Source organism: Kiritimatiellia bacterium (assembly GCA_028715905.1).
In the GTDB taxonomy this organism is placed as follows: domain Bacteria; phylum Verrucomicrobiota; class Kiritimatiellia; order JAAZAB01; family JAAZAB01; genus JAQUQV01.
Genome location: JAQUQV010000004.1, coordinates 28755 through 45796, shown reverse-complemented (window position 1 = coordinate 45796; position 17042 = coordinate 28755). Strand labels below are relative to the sequence as shown.

The 17042-nt window shown below is 57.2% G+C and carries 19 protein-coding genes; 3 read left to right on the top strand and 16 right to left on the bottom strand.

Translation table 11 applies throughout. The features are described from left to right. From mnhG to PHP98_01980, 3 genes are read right to left on the bottom strand one after another with little or no spacing between them, the layout of a single operon-like run. The gene (gene mnhG / locus PHP98_01990) at positions 1 to 333 is read right to left on the bottom strand and encodes a monovalent cation/H(+) antiporter subunit G (protein MDD5482413.1); all 333 of its coding nucleotides are present in this window, start codon (positions 331 to 333) and stop codon (positions 1 to 3) included. Then, positions 326 to 598 carry a monovalent cation/H+ antiporter complex subunit F gene (locus PHP98_01985; GenBank protein MDD5482412.1) on the bottom strand — a complete coding sequence of 91 codons (273 nt, stop codon included), beginning with the start codon at positions 596 to 598 and terminating at the stop codon, positions 326 to 328. The genes mnhG and PHP98_01985 overlap by 8 nt, the downstream gene beginning before the upstream one ends. Beyond that, positions 598 to 1167, bottom strand: a complete 570-nt coding sequence (locus tag PHP98_01980) for a Na+/H+ antiporter subunit E (GenBank protein MDD5482411.1) — start codon at positions 1165 to 1167, stop codon at positions 598 to 600. Before PHP98_01980 ends, PHP98_01985 begins: the two co-directional genes overlap by 1 nt. A 211-nt stretch (positions 1168 to 1378) precedes the next feature. Between PHP98_01980 and PHP98_01975 the strand changes: the two genes are divergently transcribed. Beyond that, on the top strand, positions 1379 to 2680 hold the full coding sequence (locus PHP98_01975) for an outer membrane protein transport protein (protein ID MDD5482410.1): 1302 nt from the start codon (positions 1379 to 1381) through the stop codon (positions 2678 to 2680). Between the two features lie 50 nt (positions 2681 to 2730). Then, positions 2731 to 3765: a polysaccharide deacetylase family protein gene (locus tag PHP98_01970; protein ID MDD5482409.1), complete on the top strand. Its 1035-nt coding sequence runs from the start codon at positions 2731 to 2733 to the stop codon at positions 3763 to 3765. Positions 3766 to 4052: 287 nt separating this feature from the next. Here the strand turns inward: PHP98_01970 and PHP98_01965 are convergent, their stop codons facing one another. The 12 genes from PHP98_01965 to PHP98_01910 form a co-directional block, all read right to left on the bottom strand. After that, the gene (locus PHP98_01965) at positions 4053 to 4601 is read right to left on the bottom strand and encodes a hydrogenase 3 maturation endopeptidase HyCI (protein ID MDD5482408.1); all 549 of its coding nucleotides are present in this window, start codon (positions 4599 to 4601) and stop codon (positions 4053 to 4055) included. Continuing rightward, positions 4564 to 4992, bottom strand: coding sequence for a 4Fe-4S binding protein (locus PHP98_01960; protein MDD5482407.1), 429 nt, complete (start codon positions 4990 to 4992; stop codon positions 4564 to 4566). Before PHP98_01960 ends, PHP98_01965 begins: the two co-directional genes overlap by 38 nt. Positions 4993 to 5001: 9 nt before the next feature. Beyond that, entirely contained in the window at positions 5002 to 5946 is a 945-nt protein-coding gene (locus PHP98_01955) for an NADH-quinone oxidoreductase subunit H (GenBank protein ID MDD5482406.1), read from the bottom strand. Then, positions 5946 to 7175 carry a nickel-dependent hydrogenase large subunit gene (locus PHP98_01950; GenBank protein MDD5482405.1) on the bottom strand — a complete coding sequence of 410 codons (1230 nt, stop codon included), beginning with the start codon at positions 7173 to 7175 and terminating at the stop codon, positions 5946 to 5948. The genes PHP98_01955 and PHP98_01950 overlap by 1 nt, the downstream gene beginning before the upstream one ends. After that, the gene (locus tag PHP98_01945; protein ID MDD5482404.1) at positions 7172 to 7639 is read right to left on the bottom strand and encodes an NADH-quinone oxidoreductase subunit C; all 468 of its coding nucleotides are present in this window, start codon (positions 7637 to 7639) and stop codon (positions 7172 to 7174) included. Before PHP98_01945 ends, PHP98_01950 begins: the two co-directional genes overlap by 4 nt. Positions 7640 to 7720: 81 nt before the next feature. Further along, complete coding sequence (locus PHP98_01940) at positions 7721 to 8152, bottom strand: NADH-quinone oxidoreductase subunit B family protein (GenBank protein ID MDD5482403.1); 432 nt, start codon at positions 8150 to 8152, stop codon at positions 7721 to 7723. 3 nt (positions 8153 to 8155) lie between these two features. Next, entirely contained in the window at positions 8156 to 8494 is a 339-nt protein-coding gene (locus tag PHP98_01935; GenBank protein ID MDD5482402.1) for a hypothetical protein, read from the bottom strand. Between the two features lie 86 nt (positions 8495 to 8580). After that, positions 8581 to 8889 carry an NADH-quinone oxidoreductase subunit K gene (locus tag PHP98_01930; GenBank protein ID MDD5482401.1) on the bottom strand — a complete coding sequence of 103 codons (309 nt, stop codon included), beginning with the start codon at positions 8887 to 8889 and terminating at the stop codon, positions 8581 to 8583. 38 nt (positions 8890 to 8927) lie between these two features. Then, complete coding sequence (locus PHP98_01925) at positions 8928 to 9434, bottom strand: hypothetical protein (protein MDD5482400.1); 507 nt, start codon at positions 9432 to 9434, stop codon at positions 8928 to 8930. A gap of 7 nt (positions 9435 to 9441) precedes the next feature. After that, positions 9442 to 10833 (bottom strand): proton-conducting transporter membrane subunit, encoded by a 1392-nt coding sequence (locus PHP98_01920; GenBank protein ID MDD5482399.1) that lies wholly within the window; start codon positions 10831 to 10833, stop codon positions 9442 to 9444. Positions 10834 to 10849: 16 nt separating this feature from the next. Continuing rightward, positions 10850 to 12673 (bottom strand): proton-conducting transporter membrane subunit, encoded by a 1824-nt coding sequence (locus tag PHP98_01915; GenBank protein ID MDD5482398.1) that lies wholly within the window; start codon positions 12671 to 12673, stop codon positions 10850 to 10852. A gap of 87 nt (positions 12674 to 12760) precedes the next feature. After that, positions 12761 to 14212, bottom strand: coding sequence for a proton-conducting transporter membrane subunit (locus PHP98_01910; protein ID MDD5482397.1), 1452 nt, complete (start codon positions 14210 to 14212; stop codon positions 12761 to 12763). Between the two features lie 194 nt (positions 14213 to 14406). On the opposite strand from PHP98_01910, the gene PHP98_01905 reads away from it, so the two are divergent. Next, a complete protein-coding gene (locus PHP98_01905) occupies positions 14407 to 15672 on the top strand; it encodes a competence/damage-inducible protein A (GenBank protein ID MDD5482396.1) in 1266 nt (421 codons plus the stop codon). On the opposite strand, the gene PHP98_01900 is transcribed toward PHP98_01905, so the two are convergent. Then, positions 15647 to 16915 carry a PEGA domain-containing protein gene (locus tag PHP98_01900; protein MDD5482395.1) on the bottom strand — a complete coding sequence of 423 codons (1269 nt, stop codon included), beginning with the start codon at positions 16913 to 16915 and terminating at the stop codon, positions 15647 to 15649. The two genes, PHP98_01905 and PHP98_01900, sit on opposite strands and share 26 nt — an antisense overlap. Between the last annotated feature and the right edge of the window lie 127 nt (positions 16916 to 17042).

Here is a 17042-nt window from a genome sequence, read left to right as displayed (position 1 = left end):
TTATGCCTCCCCCCCGGAATCCGGCTCATCCCCGCGGAACCATGGCTTCAGGCCGGACACAATGGCCGACTGGGCCAGGGCATGGGAAGCGGTGGGATTGGTAAGCCCCACAAAGAGCAGGGCAATAACCAGCTTGACGCTGATCAAAGAGAAACCAACATGCACCGCCAACCCGCCCAGTATAAGCATGATTCCCAAGGTATCGTTTTTTCCGATGGCATGGGTGCGCGCAAAAAAGTCCGGCAAACGGATGATGCCGATTCCGCCGATCAGCATGAAAAACGCGCCGGCGCTGACCATGATCACCGCGATAATATCCTGAATATCAGCCATTTTTGGGCCTCGCGGTATTCAAATAACGCGCAATGGCGATTACACTGATGAAATTCAAAGCGGCATAGGCCAGGGCAATATCAACAAACATGTCCATCCGATCGTAAAGAACCCCGATGATGCAGATCAGAACCATGGTTTTGGACCCGATCGCGCCGGCCCCGAGCATGCGGTCCCAGAGGGTCGGCCCTTTCACCACCCGGTAGAGCGGAATAAAAATGATGACGGTAAGAATTACCGCCATAATGGTAAACGGGGTTGCCATTACAACTCCTTTTTTGATTTGATAACTACCAGATCATAAACCGGGCCGGCCGGGCTTTGCGGTCCCGCCGGCGAATAGAGCCGGGCCACCTGCCGTGGCAATGTTCCGTTCACTATACCTCCAAAACTGACGGGGGAAAGCGCATGCACCAGAAATTCATCCTGCCAAATCCGCAAAGTAAGGGTGCCCGGGGTCAAGGTGATTGAATTGCCCAGGATGACCCGCGCGCCCGCGCCGGGCAGGCGTGTCTTGAACCGCAGGAGCACGGGATCGGCCGGCACGCGCGGATGCAGGACAATATAAGCAACCTGCAAACTGGCGACAACAATCTCCTTTACCAGCCAGGGAATAAAGAGTAGGAAGCGAAATAAGTTCAAACGCACGCCGGGAACCTTCTCTTCCCCGGCGGACGGGCGGTTCCGCGTCCGCCGGCTGAGCACGATCACCAGCGCCACCGCCACGGCGCCAATGGCAACATGAAAGACATCCATGATGCCGCTCAATGCCAGCCAGAAACCCATCAGCAAGGCCGCCTGGATAAGAATATTTCTGGAAAAAGCCGGGTTCATTTTATAGCCGCCAAATCAACCGTAACAAAATGAAGATTTATCATAACTGCTGCCGTAAAAAAAGCGATATTTTTTAATGTGCCTGATTTTATGATTAAGCGGAAAAATCTTGACAGATTGTATTTTAATAATTAGCTTTTGCAGTTATTATCAATTCGCACGGCGGCGAACAACCGCGGCCCATTCTGTAAAACGACAAGGAAAATAACAAATGCACATAAAAGCCATCAAAATCAGTCCGGTTTTCAGCGCCGTGGTTATCGGCGCAATTTTTTTCTGCGCATTGAACACCCGGGCCAACGAAGCCAACTACCAACAATATGTCATCGGCGATCGCGCGGCAGGCATGGGCGGCGCCGGCGCGGCTCTGGGCACGGCCCTGGACGCCGCCTATTACAACCCCGCCGGCCTGGCTTACACAAAACAGCGCACCATATCCGTTTCGGCCAGTTTGTACGGCTGGCAGAAATACAACGCCGATGACGCGCTCTATCCGGCCGAAGACGCTAAAACTTCGTCATTCATCACCGTGCCGCCGGCCATGGGCATGGTCTTCTTTGCCGCGCCGCAAACCGCCATCGGCCTGGGCGCTTTTGTGCCCGCGCGCTATTCCCTGTCCGATATCCTGGCCTTCCCCAGGGACCATAACTATTACAACATCACCATTGACGACCAGACCCTGATGATCGGACCTTCCGCGGCGCACGCCTTCTCTGAAAAATGGTCGGTCGGCATCGGGATCTACGGCATTTACCGCAACTACAGTTCCCTCCAGACTGTTTACCTTGACACGATTTCATACACCGGCACGCGAAACCTGAAATACAAAACCTTCGGCTTGCTGGGCATGGCCGGCGTGCAGTATCGCCCCACCGAGCGCTGGCGCTTCGGTCTGTCGGCCCAGTGCCCGGCCATTGACATCTGGGGCAACGGAGAATACCAGGCCAACGAAGAAGCTTATCAGGATGGAGTTTTCATCAAGGATTTCGGCCACGCCGACAATATGGACGCCAAATATAAAATTCCGGCAAAATTCACGGTCGGCGCGGGATGGGAAAAGGAAAAAGCGTTCGGAATCGGGCTTGACCTGACCTGGCACCTGGCTAATTCTTATAACCGGCTCAACGGCACGCTGGACGAAACAGGCGAACCGGCCATCGCGGAATACATCAACCGGTCCGTGGTGGACGTCAATGTCGGCGCGGAATATTACATCGCAAACGCGTATCCCATCCGCGCCGGTTTCTACACCGCCTTCTCCGCCGCCCCCGACGCCGATTTAAAGGAGCAGGAAAAGGGCTACCCCGGCCAGATAGACGAATACGGCCTCACCGCCAGCGTCGGACGCGAGCTGGATAACGTTACGATGTCGCTGGGCGTCAACTACATTTTCGGCTCGGGGGACGACTACGGCTATACCCTTGACGGGGAGCACAACACGGTGGTTCAATCCATCAATACCGCCCGCGAAAAACAGATTTACATCTTTTTTAACACATCCTATATGTTTTAAGGCGGCATATAGCCGCAACCAAATCTTTGGTTGCTCTGGCGTCAGAGGACATGAACAGGAATATCTTTTACGGCACATTGGGCGTTCTGGCGGCAATTGCCGTGATCGCCGGCGGTGTCGGCGCGTTCCGCCGGGAGGCGGGAAAATCACGCCCTGTGCCCGTCCTGATGTACCATGAGGTGGGCGATAAAACCAACAGCGCTTGGTGCGTGCCGGCCAAAATCTTCCGCTCCCAAATGTCCTCTCTGCGCGAACAGGGGTTTCAGACAATATTGCCGTCCGACCTTGCCGCGCACCGCAAGTGGCGCCGCCCCTTGCCGCGGCGGCCGATAATCATCACTTTTGACGACGGTTATCTCTGCAACCTGACGCGCGTTGAGCCCATCCTGAATGAAAACGGTTTCCGCGCCATTATTTACCTGATTACCGGCCGGGTGGCGGAAACGGCGGCGGAGCGGCGGCAGTATGAGGGAAAAGACTGCCTGGTCTGGCCGGAAGCGCTGGCAATGCAGAAGAGACGCACGTTCGTCTTTGGGGGGCATTCGCATACGCACGCAAACCTGGTGGTTGACGCCAATCCCGCCTGGCAGATGGCGGAATGCCGGCGGCAACTGATTCTGCACGGCATTAAAAAACCGCATTCCTTCAGCTATCCCCACGGGGAATACAATGAAAAAACAATCCAGGCCGCCCGAGAGGCCGGGTTCCAGACTGCGGTCGTCTGCCAAGACGCGGTAACATCAATCGGCCCCGGCGCGAACCTCCTCGCCCTGCCGCGCGTGTCGGTCATGGGCGGAAGCCATGAATTCCGGTTCCTGGAAAACAAGCCCGATGCCGGCGGCAAAGCGTTGCTTTGCCGCGTCTCCCATACCGGCATCCCGATTGAAATCACGGCCGGCCTGCGCGGAAACGGCAATGCCCCGGATATATGGCTTCCGGCGCGCGAAGTTTCACGGGGAGATTTTGAACTCCGTTTCGCGCTGCCCGACGATCCGGCCGGCCCCGGACACGGCCTCGTGGAAATATGGGATAAACACCGCCTCTTCAAGCTGGCAACAGCCGGGGCGCAAAAGACAGACCATTAAATTAAGCCGCCAAAAGGCGGCAACTGTTATTTTTCGCATGTAGGGGGCGTGCTTGTCGCGCCCCTTCAGAGGGCTTCGACGAGCGAAGCCCCTACAAAAAATAGACAACTTTGAAATTCCTATGCATTGAATTAGCCCGCCAAAAGCGGCAACTGTATTTGATAGACGTAGGCGCCGCATCCCCATGCGGCGATTCCAAACACCAGATGCATCGCCGAACAGGGGTTCGGCTCCTACCCACGATTTTGCGCTCTTTTGCGGCAAGATTAAAATCCCTATACATTTAATTACCACAAAACGGCCGCCAGGAAACCGGCCAGGTCCCGCGCGGCGCGGCGGACCGGCTCTGAAACCGGAGCGCCAAATTCCAGGCTTTTGGGCTGAATGCCGAGAAAGACAAAGGCAAGCTTCGTTTCGGCGGCAAGGTAATCAAGCATCAGTTTCAGCGGAAGTTTATGCGTTGAAAATGAAGCGTCGGCGATTTTTTCAAGCTCAACCAGCGCAACCGCGCCGGCCCGTTTCCCGAGGTCGGCCGCGTCTATTATTATCAAACAATCCGGGCGAAAACGCCTGATTTCACCGGTCAGGTTTTCGGGGGCGGTGCCGCCATTGAACAATTTTAAGACAGGCCCCTTGCGCGCCGGGCGGGCGGCGCCGCCGGCACGCTTGACAAAACGAGTCCGTGATTGCGGGGCGGGATATTTTTTTTTCTGAAGATAGCTCAGCGCCAGCAGGCCGGCGGCGTCATCGCCGCGCAATTCCGAACCGACGCCGAGGACAGCCACCCGACCGTAATTTTCAAGCGCCTTCCGGAGCTTTTGTTTCAGGAGAAGCATTGGTTGCGCCGGCTTGTCCGGCGGACGGCGGCTCGGCCGGCGGCGAAAAGACGGCTTTCAGGTTTTTGCGGTCCAACTGGGCCAGCTCAAATTCAGAAGTGATTTCAAGCGCTTTCTTCGGGCAGACATCAACACATTGCGCGCAATATATGCAACGGTCCAGGCTGATAACCGCTTCAAACCGTTTTTCGCCGATTTTATTTATCTGGATGGCCGCCGAGGGGCAATCCCGCATGCAGAGCCGGCAGCCGATGCACTTCTCCGGATAAAATTTGAGTTTTCCCCTGAAGCGGGGCGGCAGGGACACCCGTTCAAAAGGATAACGGTGCGTGGCCGGTTTTTCCCCCAGCGAACTCAAGAGCTGCTGCAGCATTTTTCCGATTTTTATCATGGAATTTTGTTATCCCGCATTTAAGACCGCCTTGCAGCTTAAACTGATGACCAACTGCAACAAGGCCGCCGGCGCCAGATATTTCCAACAGAAATCCACCATCTGCTCCAAACGCAGGCGGGCGAAAAGCGTCCGTAAAAGCGTAAGCAGACCCACAACGGCCAGAAGTTTCAGGACATAAACGATGAATCCCCCCCAGCCGGGCAGATTGAATCCGAACGGCAGAAAAACCGCCGCCAGCAGGGAAGCCCCGACAAAGAGCTCTATATCCAGCGTCAAACGGAACAAGGCCAGCATCCAGCCGCTGTATTCGGTGAGGGGCCCGGCCACGATTTCCGTCTCCGCCTCGGGAATGTCAAAAGGCACTTTTTCAAGTTTTCCCAGAAGCGCGACCAGGGCCACTCCAAATCCAATCACGTTGACCAGCGCAAGGGCCGGCGCTTTCTGGTAATAATCCGCCACACCGCTCAGGCTCCAGGTATCGGCCAGAATACACGGCGCCAGAATCCCCATGAAAAACGGCACCTCGTAGGCAAAAAGCTGGGTCAGACAACGCACGGCGCCGATCAGCGAATACAGCGAAACGGCGCCCCAGCCGGCCAGGAAAAGAGCCATGGAAGGAATGGTCAACAGATAAAAAACCACGATCAGGTCTCCGCTAAAGGAATAGAGAGCCGCGCTTTTCCAGAGCGGGATATACAAAAAAGAGGTAACAACCGCGGCCAGGGCAACAACCGGTATCAATTGGAACAGACGGCGGTCGGCGTTTTCCGGCACGATGGATTCTTTCGCCAGCAGTTTAACGAGGTCGGCAAAGGGTTGGAACCAGGGCGGTCCGATGCGGTTCTGCATGCGGGCGTGCACCTTGCGGTCAATGTATTCAAACGCCAGACCGCCGATAATCACGAAAAGCAAACCCGGGAAAACCAGCAAATTAAACAAAGCGGTTGCCATCAATGCCCCTCCATCAGTTTGAGAAGACGCTTGCCGGCGCCCGCGAAATCAATACCGCGGCGGCGATGCCATTCAATGCCGTAAGTTCTTAATGCGTCCCATTCCATTGAACGGCGGTTGCGCCCGTTGGCTTCTTTCAGAACCAGCGCCCGGTCGGTGCAGGAAAAGCAGGGATCAATGGCGGCAATGATAATCGGGGCGTCGGCCAGGTAATTATTTTCCAGCATTTTGGCGACCGAAGCCAGGTTGGCCAGCGTCGGCGCGCGGACTTTCACCCGCTCCGGCTTTTCGGTGCCGTTGGAGCGGACGTAATGGACGTCCTCGCCGCGCGGCGCCTCGTAGCGGCTGAAAGCCTCGCCGGCCGGGATTTTGCGCGGGGCCTTCACGGTGAGCGGCCCTTCCGGGAGCCGTTCCAGAACCTGCCGGATTATTTTATAAGTTTCCATCAACTCGCCGAGACGCACCAGCGTGCGGCCGTAGACGTCGCAGTGCTCATCGGTGATCACCTTGAAAGCCAGCTCGTTATAAACGGCATAGGGATCGTCGCGGCGCGTGTCGCTGTCCACGGCGCTGGCCCGGCCGGTGGGTCCGATGGCGCCGAGCGCCAGGGCGTCTTGTTTTGAAAGAAACCCGACTTTGGAGAGCCGGGCGATCAGGGTGGCCTCCTCGGTGGCGACCTGAATGTAATATTTGGTCCTTTCCTCAAGCCGGTCAATGCCTTGGGCGATGCGGGCGGAAAGTTCGGGAGTAATATCCCGGCGCACGCCGCCGATGGTGTTGATGGCGTAATTGACGCGGTTGCCGCTGATTTCGGCCAGCAAGTCCATGACAATCTCGCGGTCGCGCCAGCTGTACATGAGGAGCGTGTCAAAACCAACCTCGTGCGCGGCCACGCCGAACCAGAGCATGTGGCTGTGAATTCTTTCCAGTTCGCCGATTAAAACGCGGATATAAGCCGCCCGCGGAGTAATCTGCAAACCGGCAATTTCCTCAACGGCCTGCACGAAACAGGTGGAATGCGAATGCGAGCAGATGCCGCAAACCCGTTCCAGCAGGTAAATATCCTGAATGTAGGAACGCTGCTCGCAGGCCTTTTCCATGCCGCGGTGATTGTAACCGAGGCGCATGCCGGCCTCCATGATCCTTTCGCCTTCCAGGGCCAGCTGGAAATTTTCCGGCTCCTTCAGGGCCGGGTGCTGGGGGCCGATCGGTATTTTTATTCTGCTCATTTGTTTTCCCCGTCCGGATTTTCCTGTTTCCAGTCCTTGCGCAGGGGATATTCCCCTTCCGGCCAGTCGTCGGGCAGCGGATAACGCGGCCCGGGCGGCAGATTTGCAAACTGCACCCCGAACAGGCCGGCAATTTCGCGCTCATAATTAACGCAGCCCGGAAACCACGAAGCGACCGACTTCCATTCCGGTTTTTGCCTGGCAACCATTACCTTCAGGTTCAGGACAATCCCGTCCTTGCGCGCCAGGTGATAGGTGATTGAAAACACCTCGCCTTCGTCCTGGCCGGTGATCGTGCATAAATTATTGAAAGCTTCCTTGTCAACCAGCCAGTTCAGCACGCCGTCAAATTTGTCGCCGGGCGTCTCCACCCAGATCCGCCGCGCGCGCTGAACCCGCGTTTTCCCGTCAAGGAAGGGAAACTGGGCGAGAATCCGACCGCTGATTTCTTCTTCTTTTGTCATTTTTTTCTTTTCTCCGCGCACTCGGCGTCTCCAGCGAAGCGGGCGGTAAAAGCTCTTATTTCTTTGCGAAAAAACGCCTCATCAGTTTTTCAACGAGGCCAGCAGTTTAACCACGCCGTCAATGATCGCCTCGGGCCGCGCCGGGCATCCGGGAATATAGGCCGAAACCGGGATGACCGCGTCAATACCGCCCTTGACATTATAACATCCGCGGAATACCCCGCCGGAACAGGCGCAGGTTCCAACCGCCACGACAAATTTCGGCTGGGTCATCTGCTCGTAAATGCGGATGACCCGCTCCCTGATCTGGCGCGTTACCGGGCCGGAACAGACCAGCACGTCGGCATGGCGCGGGGTGCCCTTCAAAAGCACGCCGAAGCGTTCAATATCAAAACGCGGCGTCAGGGCCGCGACAATCTCAATATCGCAGGCGTTGCACGCGCCCGTGTTGAAATGGATAATCCAGGGCGATTTGATCCGCGCCCAGGTTACAATCTTTTTTACCATGCCCATTATTCAATTCCGATACAATATAAAAAGCCCCATGGCGGACGCAATCACAAACAAAAGCGCCAGGCCGAAGACGCGCAGGTTTTCGGCCGGCACGGTGGCGATAATCAGCGCCACGACGTGCATGATCGTGAAAAAAAACGCGAACGGAAAAAACTGGCCGTATTCCGGCCGCGCGCGGTGGTCCTGGACGTCCTCGCCGCAGGCATAAGCTTTAAGCGCGCCGGGCCGGACCGCATCCGGCCGGACCGCGAGGCGCGCGGCCAGCCTGACCAGCAGTCCGATGACGATAAAAAGCGCCGCAAACGCCAGCGGCGGGGATAATATGATTTGTTCAAGACTCATGGTTCACCGTTCAAGGTCCGGACAATTTTAAACTGCTCCCGCCGGGCCGCTTTTCATGATTGCAACCCGGATGGCGGCCGGGCGTATCAGCCTTTCAATGTTTTCAATTCCGACGTGTCCAGAGATCCGTTCCGCCTGAAAATCCCGACCGTTATGCCCGCGGCAACGGCAATCACCGCCACTTCCACCACAATCAACGTTATCGCCAGGCACTGCGCCAGCGCCGGCCGGCCCGCCAGCCGCCCCGCCAGAATAATGGCGAGCGTCACGGCCTTGATCATAAGCTCCACCCCGATCAGGATGCGGATGACGTTGCCGGCCGTGATAACGTAATACAACCCGAGCGCCAGGACAAAAACGATCGCACCCGCAAAGATTGGAAACATGTTCGCCATTTTTTTAAATTTAAATGCGTCCGGCCGGTTTTTCGCGCCTATTCCTTCGGATTCGGCCCGCCGCCGTCTTCTTTCTTCTTTTGCCTCTCCTTGAACAAGACTACCACGCCGAACACGCCCGCCAGAAGCACCGCGACCTGCCCGAGCAAATCAAGGGCGCGTTCCTCCCATAATACCTTTCGCACATCGGCCCCGCAAGGCAGAAGCGTGGAAACAACCGGGTCGGGCTGGCACCTGACGGCATAAAATCCCAGCAGAACAATCAACAATATCAACGGCGGAATAAAATACCTGGAGCGGCGCGGGGCATCCTTGACGCCCGGCCGGGTCAGGCCGATGACGCTGATAAACACGACCGTTATCAGGCCGGCGCAGACCGAAAGCTCAAAAACCGCCGCCAGCGGCGCCGCCAGCCGGAACATGAGTATGGACAGAATAGCGCTCACCGCCGCCAGGCCGACGGCGGATTTCAACAAATCCGCGGTCATGACGACCGCCAGCGCGCCGACTGCTAGAAGAATCAATATGATGATGTCAAGATTCATGCCCTGCTTACATCCCCGTCAACGGCAGAAGAAACGTTCCTTTAATAAACGGTATTGCCAACCCAATGGCCACGGTGAGCGCCGCCAGCAAAATAACCGGCGCGGCCATGCCAAAAGCCTCGGTAACCTTCTCAAAACCGGGGCGCAAAAGTCCGAAGAAAATTTTTCTCTGCATTATGAGAAAATAAGTCAGCGTTACCAGGCTGGCCAGAACGGCAATAACGGCATAAACGTAATGCCCCGCCTGCCATAAAGCCAGGATAATGACCAGCTTGCTCCAGAAGCCGGCCAGAGGCGGGACACCCGCCGTGGACAAAAGCCCGATCACCGAAGCCGCGCCAGTCAACGGCATTTTCTGCGCCAGACCGCCCATGGCGTTCATGTCGCGCAGACCGGTCTGCTTTTCCACCGCCGCCGCGTTGACAAAGAGAAGCGATTTGAAAACGGAATGGTTGAAAAGATGGAAAATTGCGCCGGCCATGCCCAGCGGCGTGCCGATCCCGAAACTCAGGATTATATACCCCACCTGGCTGATGCTGGAATAGGCCAGCATCCGCCGCATGTCGCTCTGCGCCATGGCCGCAAAAGCGGCCGCCGCAAGCGTGAAGGCTCCCGCCAGCATGATAACATCTCCGGCGCGGTCAAGCCAGCAAACGTCCGCCATGACGCGCATCAACACATAGACGCCGGTGGTCTTGGTAACGATGCCGGCCAGCAGCACCGAAACCGCGGAAGGCGCGGAAGCGTACGCGTCCGGAACCCAGCCGTGAAAGGGCATGAGCCCCGACTTGATAAAAAGGCCGCCGATGAAAAGCGCCAGCGCCAGCAGGACGAGCGGCTGGCCGGGAAGCGCCCGCAAGGCCAGCGCCACGGCGGCAAATCCGGTGGAGCCCGAGACAAGGAAAAAGAGCGCCACGGCCGAGAGCATGGCGATGGAAGCCGCGGCCGAGAGGACAAAATACTTGAAGGCCCCCTCCAGCCCCGCGCGGCTCTTTTCCGAGGCGATCAGGACAAAGGATGAAACCGCGGCGACCTCCACAAAAACATAAATGGAAAACAAATCGGCGCAAAGCGCCACGCCGTTCATGCCGAGCACGGCCAGCAGGACCAGGCTGGCAAAATTGCAGCGCGTTCTTTCATCGGCAAACGTAACCCGGCCGACCAGCAAAGCGGACGCGGAAACAATCGCGATCGCCAACAGCATAACCCTTGAAAATCCGTCCGCAAAAAGCGGCAGGACAAAAGACATGGCCGTTGCCTCCGGTAAAAACACGGCAACCAGCGCCTGCAGGACGGCCAAAAGAACGGCCAGGGGAATAATGCTCCTGCGCAGGAACGAAAACGGCAGGTTGCAAAACAAAACCGCCGCCAAAGGAACGATTAAAAGCAGGGTCAACATGTCAAATTGCTCCATTTCAACGCATAATCCAGACTATCAAAACCGCCAGGCCGGCCACCGACCAGGCCAGATAAACCGCGTAACTGCCGGAATGCCTGGCGCTGATCCAGCGCGCCAGGTTCAAGGACAACCCCACGGCAAAAAAATCGCTGATCCAGTTGACCGCGCGGTCAATGGCCAGGGCGGAAACGGCGATCGCACGGCAAAACCGCAGGCCGATTTCATAGGGGTCAAAAACCCGCCGTTCGGCTTTCGCATACAACCACGAAAGAACGGGGGCGTAATGGATGTGGTCTGCCGCGCCGAGACCGCGGCCGGCGCGCCGCACGCCGTAAATGTGATTGAGCAAAGCCAGAACCAGGGCTGCCACCGTAAACAACACCAGCTTCCGGCTTTCCGGCCAGCCTGAAAAATCATGCCCTTCCATGGCCGTCCCGAGCACCGGCTGGATAAGATTTTGAAGCGGAAACGCGTTGTATAAGCCGAAAAACACGCACAACCCCGCCAGGCATATCATCGGCAGGAGCATAAAAAAGGGCGCTTCTTTAACCCGCCCCACGCCGGCCGCGCCTTTGCCGAAAAAGGCGGCATGGCCCAGTTTGAGAAAAGAGGCGGCCGTCAGGAAAGAACCGGCCAGCGCCGCCCAGTAATACCATTGGCCGCGCGCCAGGGCGCCGTCATAAACGAGCTCCTTTGAAAAGAACCCGTTAAAAGGCGGCACGCCGGAAATTGAGGCGGCCGCAACCACGAAGCAGATGAAGGTGAACGGCATGCGCGCCGCCAGGCCCCCGAGCTTGTTTAAATCGGTCGTGCCGGTCTGTTTCTCCACCGCGCCGGCCGTAAGAAAAAGACAGCATTTGTACATGGCGTGATTGACCATGTGGAAAAGGCCGCCGACAATGCCGACGGGCAGGGCGGTGCCGATGCCCAGGATCATGTAACCGACCTGGGAAACCGCGTGATAAGCAAGCAGCCGTTTATAATCGGTCTGGATGAGCGCCATGGCAACCGCCACCAGGACGGTTACCGCCCCCACGATCATCAGCAGATGGGTCATTGACGAGGCGACGTTCATCTGGAACATGTCCAGAGAAATGCGCGCCAGGAAATAAATGCCCAGCAGTTTTTCCATGGCCGCCGGCACAAGCGCCATGAAAGGAAGCGGCGCGTCAATGGCCGCGTCCGGAATCCAGGTGTGAAAAGGAATCGCGCCGGCTTTGCCGATCGCGCCGATCATGAGAAAAATGAACGCGAGACTCCCCATGAAATCCAGAGGCAGACTGATCCGCGAAATAGTCAGGGTGCCGGCCAGTTTTCCGCAGAGCGCGATGCCGAACATCAGGCACAGGTCGGCGCCGCCGGCAATAATCAGCGCCTTGACCGCCGTCTTGTGGGCGGTCGGGGATCCGATGGCAATCATGCCGAAAAGCGTCAGGAGCAGGCCTTCCCAGAAAAAAAGCAGTAAAACCAGGTTGTCGGCGAGCGCCGCGCCGTTGGCAAAAGCGATTGAAAAGAAAAGATACGCGAAAAACTGGCCGGAATGACGGTGCGCGGCCATGAAGGCAATGCTGTACAGGCAGATGCCAAAGCAGAAAGCGGCGGTCGCCAGCATAATAAAACCGCTGAAATGATACAGCCGCAGGTTAAAATCCATGCCAAAGGGCGCCCACGGAATGAGCATCTGGCCGGAAGACCCGAAAAGCTGCCACGCCAAGGCAAAATTGGCCGCCGCAATCAGCAGGATTAAAACATTGCGCGCCACGCGATGCGCTTTGCCATGACACAACACAATCAACCCGCCGACGGCCGGAATCAATATGGTGAATAATAATGCGTTCATTTAAGGCGGCAAGGGCCGCCAGCCCTAAATTTCCAGGCTGGCGCTCTGCCATCAATGTTAAACTTCTTCACAAAAGCGTCATATGTTTCAAGGGAACGATCCGATCAATCCCATCACTTGCTGAACGGCCGAAGCGGCAAAGCCGAAAGAAGGCATGATAAAAATGCCGCCGATTACGGAAAGAAAGGCCAGCAAAGCCACTGAAAAAACCATGCGGGGCGAGCCTTCAACCGCCGCCCCGGCTGGAGCGGCCCCCATGAACACGATCACGAAAACGCGCATGAGATACACAATCGTCAGTATGGCCGTGGCCACGAACAAAAGGGCCAGCCAAAGCTGTCCGCCGGAAACCGCGCCGGCAATCACCCCGTACTTGCTGAAAAATCCGCCGAGTGGCGGAAGCCCCATGACCGAAAAGGCGCAAACCAGGAATGAAACCGCGGTAACCGGCATGCTGGCGATCAGACCGCCCATCTTGGTGATATCCTTGGTGTGTGTTTTCTGTTCAATAATGCCGGCGCAAAGAAAAAGCCCGCCCTTCGCAAGACCGTGCATTAAAATATATAAAAGCGCGCCGGCGGCGGCGAGTTGATTGTTGACGGCGAATCCCAGGAAAATAAAACCGATCTGGCTGATCGTTGAATAGGCAATGATCCGTTTCAGATCGGTCTCAAGCAGCGCCGCGCCGGCCGCCACCAGGGCGCTCAAGCCGGCCAGGGCGGGCACGATCACATGCCAGATGTCGGCCACCGGCAGCGTGGCTATCAGGAGGCGCGCATAAACATAGACGCCGATTTTGACGAGCACCGCGGCATGCAGCAGCGCCGTTACCGGCGAAGGAGCGATACCGGCGTCCGGCAGCCAGGTCTGCAGCGGCAGAGTGGCCGATTTGGCGAAGAGTCCGGCCAGAATAAGCAGCACAATATAATCCGGCGCGACCCGGCCCTGAAACGCATGCTTAACCGCCGCCAGATCAAATGAACCGGCCTGCTGTTGAACGGCAATGAAACCGATCAGCATCAGCAGCGCTCCGAAAAACGTCATCAAAAAAGCCTTGTCCGCCCGCAAAACGTGCGCCGGCTCGCGGAAAAACCCGATCAGACGCCAGCTGGCAAAGGCGGTTAATTCCCAGAAAACATAAAGCACAATCAGGTTGGCGGCAAAAACAAGCCCCATCATGGAGCCGAGGAAAAGGACCACCATGAAATAATACTCGCCCTGGTTCGGATAATGGCTGATATAATCAAAAGAGTAAAAAACAATCACGGCCCCGACCAGCGACGAGACCAGCGCCATGAAGACGGCCAGCTGGTCGGCGACAAAGAGGTCATGGCCGAACCCGAAATTCAATGAGACCAAGATCAGGCCGCCCTTAATGACCGCCGGCAGGAGCGCAAGCGCGCACAGAAAGGACACGGAAACCGCCAGAAAAGCAATTAAATTGCGCGCCTTCGGCGAATAACGCCCCAGGAGGGGTAAAAGGCATGATCCCAGCACGGGCGCGCCAATCAATACTATTAATAACACTTTCGGATTCACAGCTTTCAACCATCCGGACGCATTCCGGCATATCAGCGGGTGCAATCGGGTTTAATCGCGCGAAGCAAACCGGGCAAGACTACCCTATATTGACGGCAAGTCAACAAAATATCGTAAAAATTTTAACTTGTTTTTTTTTTACATTCGTATATTTCATGGTTGCGTTCGCTTATTAACCTTACCATTGCGCATCAATGCGGGCAGTCATACTTTCCATCGGAGACGAACTGGTCCTCGGCCAGACGGCGGACACCAACGCCGCCTGGATCGCCGCCAGGCTGGTCGCATGCGGCATCGCGCCTGAATACCACCAGGCGGTCCGCGACGACCAGGACGCCATCATAGAAGCCGTAAAAAATGCGGCCGGCAAGGCCGAGCTCATTATCGTCTCCGGCGGGCTTGGCCCCACCCCGGATGATCTGACCCGCCAGGCCATGGCCGCGGCCGGCGAAGCGCCCCTGGTCTTACATGCGCCTTCCCTTAAAAAACTGGAAAAAACTTTCAAGACGCGCGGCTGGAAAATGACCGCCAATAACCGGATCCAGGCCATGTTCCCGCAAAACGCGATTGTGCTGGATAACCCCGTCGGCACTGCTCCGGGTTTCGGGATGCCCCTGGGAAAAGCAAAAATCATGGTGATGCCCGGCGTGCCGAAGGAAATGAAAGCGATGTTTGCCCGACACATCGCGCCGGTCATCATGTCAAAAAAACGTTCCGGGGTGCAGACCATGAAATTGAATGTTTTCGGCATGGGCGAGTCAATGGCGGCCGCCAAACTGGGTGAATTGATGCGGCGCGACCGCAACCCGCTCGTTGGAACAACAGTCTCCGCCGGGATAATCTCAATCAGAATACGCGGCGTATTCAAAAACGCCGCCAAAGGGCGGCAAGCCATGCGCGGAACCGCCGATAAAATCAGGCGTTTATTGGGGCGCGCGGTCTTCAGCGAAGGCGATGAAAGCCTGCCGGAAGCGGTCGGAAAAATGCTTGCGGCCGCGCGCAAAACAGTCGCTACCGCCGAAAGCTGCACGGCCGGAATGCTGGCCGCCATGCTGACCGAGACGCCCGGCGCCAGCAGGTATTTTACGGGCGGTTGGATTGTCTATGCCAACCGGATGAAAACCGAAAATCTCGGCGTGCCGGAGGAGCTGATCCTCGGGAACGGCGCGGTCAGCGCGGCCGTCGCGAAAAAAATGGCCGGCGGCGCCCTCTTAAAATCGGGGGCCGATTACGCTCTGGCAATAACCGGCATCGCCGGGCCGGACGGCGGCGCGCCGCGCAAGAAAGTCGGCACGGTCTGGATTGCGCTGGCGGAAAGGAAGTCCGGCGGCATTCACGCCGAAAAATCCCTTTTCCCCGGCGACCGCGCCATGGTGCGCGACCGGGCCGCGAAAACAGCGCTCAACATGCTGAGATTGAATATTCTTTCTGGCCTCAGGGAATGGGTTCCACAGAGATGATTTCATCGCTGGAAAATGTCTTGAAAATCCCCGCTTCAATTTCCACCTTTACATCGCCGCTGGCGTATCTTTCGCGGATAACACCCCGGAAAGTCTGTTCCGGCTTGTCGCCGGTGCGGATGAGCACATTGGGAACGAACGGCACCGGACGCATGGCAAGTTTTTCGTGGAGAATAATCGTCTGCTTCGGCATGATATCCACGGAGCGCTGCACGTCGTAATACCCTTTGCCGGTGAACTGCAGCTGGTGCCGGCCCCGCGGCACGAAATCAATCTGCATCTGGTCCGATATTTGTTCGCCGGGACGCCCCTTGGTTGCGCCGCGAAATTCACCGTCCAGATAGACATTTATCTCCGGCGGAAAAGTGGAAATGAGGATGGTGCCGCTGGATTTGACCATCTGAAACTCCAGGATGGTTTCCTCGCCTGAAACGACCTCGTTGCTGACGGTCTGCGGGTCGTGCCCCCGCAGTTCAACCCGCACAACATAACGGCGCGCGGGAATATTAGTGCCGGTAAAGGGCGTTTCGGCCTTAAACTGATTATTCAAATAGACCCGCGCCCCGGGGGGACTGGAAAGCACCGTCAATTTTCCCGGCAAAGGACTGAGGTGCGCGGATATTTTCTGCTTCTCGCCGGCTTGGAGCGCAACCTCGTGCCGAAACGGCGAATACCCCTTCAGGGCGATTTCCACCGTGTGTTTCCCGGTCTTCACCTTTTTAAGCGTCAACGGAGTCTTGCCGACGCTTAAGCCGTCCACGGAAACCACGGAACCGGTCGGCGCGGATTCCACAAAAAGTTCGGCCGAATCCGGGGTAAGATTAACATCAACCTTGACCGGCGTGCGGTCATCAATGTTTAAATTAACGGACTTGGACAGATAGCCCGGCAGGCCGATTTGCAGGCGTTTCCGGCCCAGCGGGATATCGGTGAGAAGCAGAGGCGTCCGGCCGACGCTGACGCCTTCCAGCTCAACTTCGGCCCCCGCGGGAACCGTGTGCACGAGGACCAGGCCTTTCAATTCTTCAAGCTTAAGCTCCACGGCCAGCCTTTCGCCGGACCTGGTGGTCACGGTCGCGCGCGTCTCGCGGTACCCCGGCTTGCGGACAACCAGCAGATGCTCGCCGGCGGCAGCCGGAACGACCGTGGCCGGGGTGCTGCCGCAACTGGCGGAATCGCACAACAAAGTTGCGCCGGAGGGATCGGTGGTAACATATATCTGGCCGGGTTTGGCCGGCGTCAAGCCGGCTTGCCGGCATGCCGGAATCCCCGCAAGACACAAAAACAGCACGCAGAACCGGATTATCTCACCCGCTCGTCCCGAGCGCACAGCGCCTCGGGACTCGCTAGAGTTCACAGAGAGAGATCGG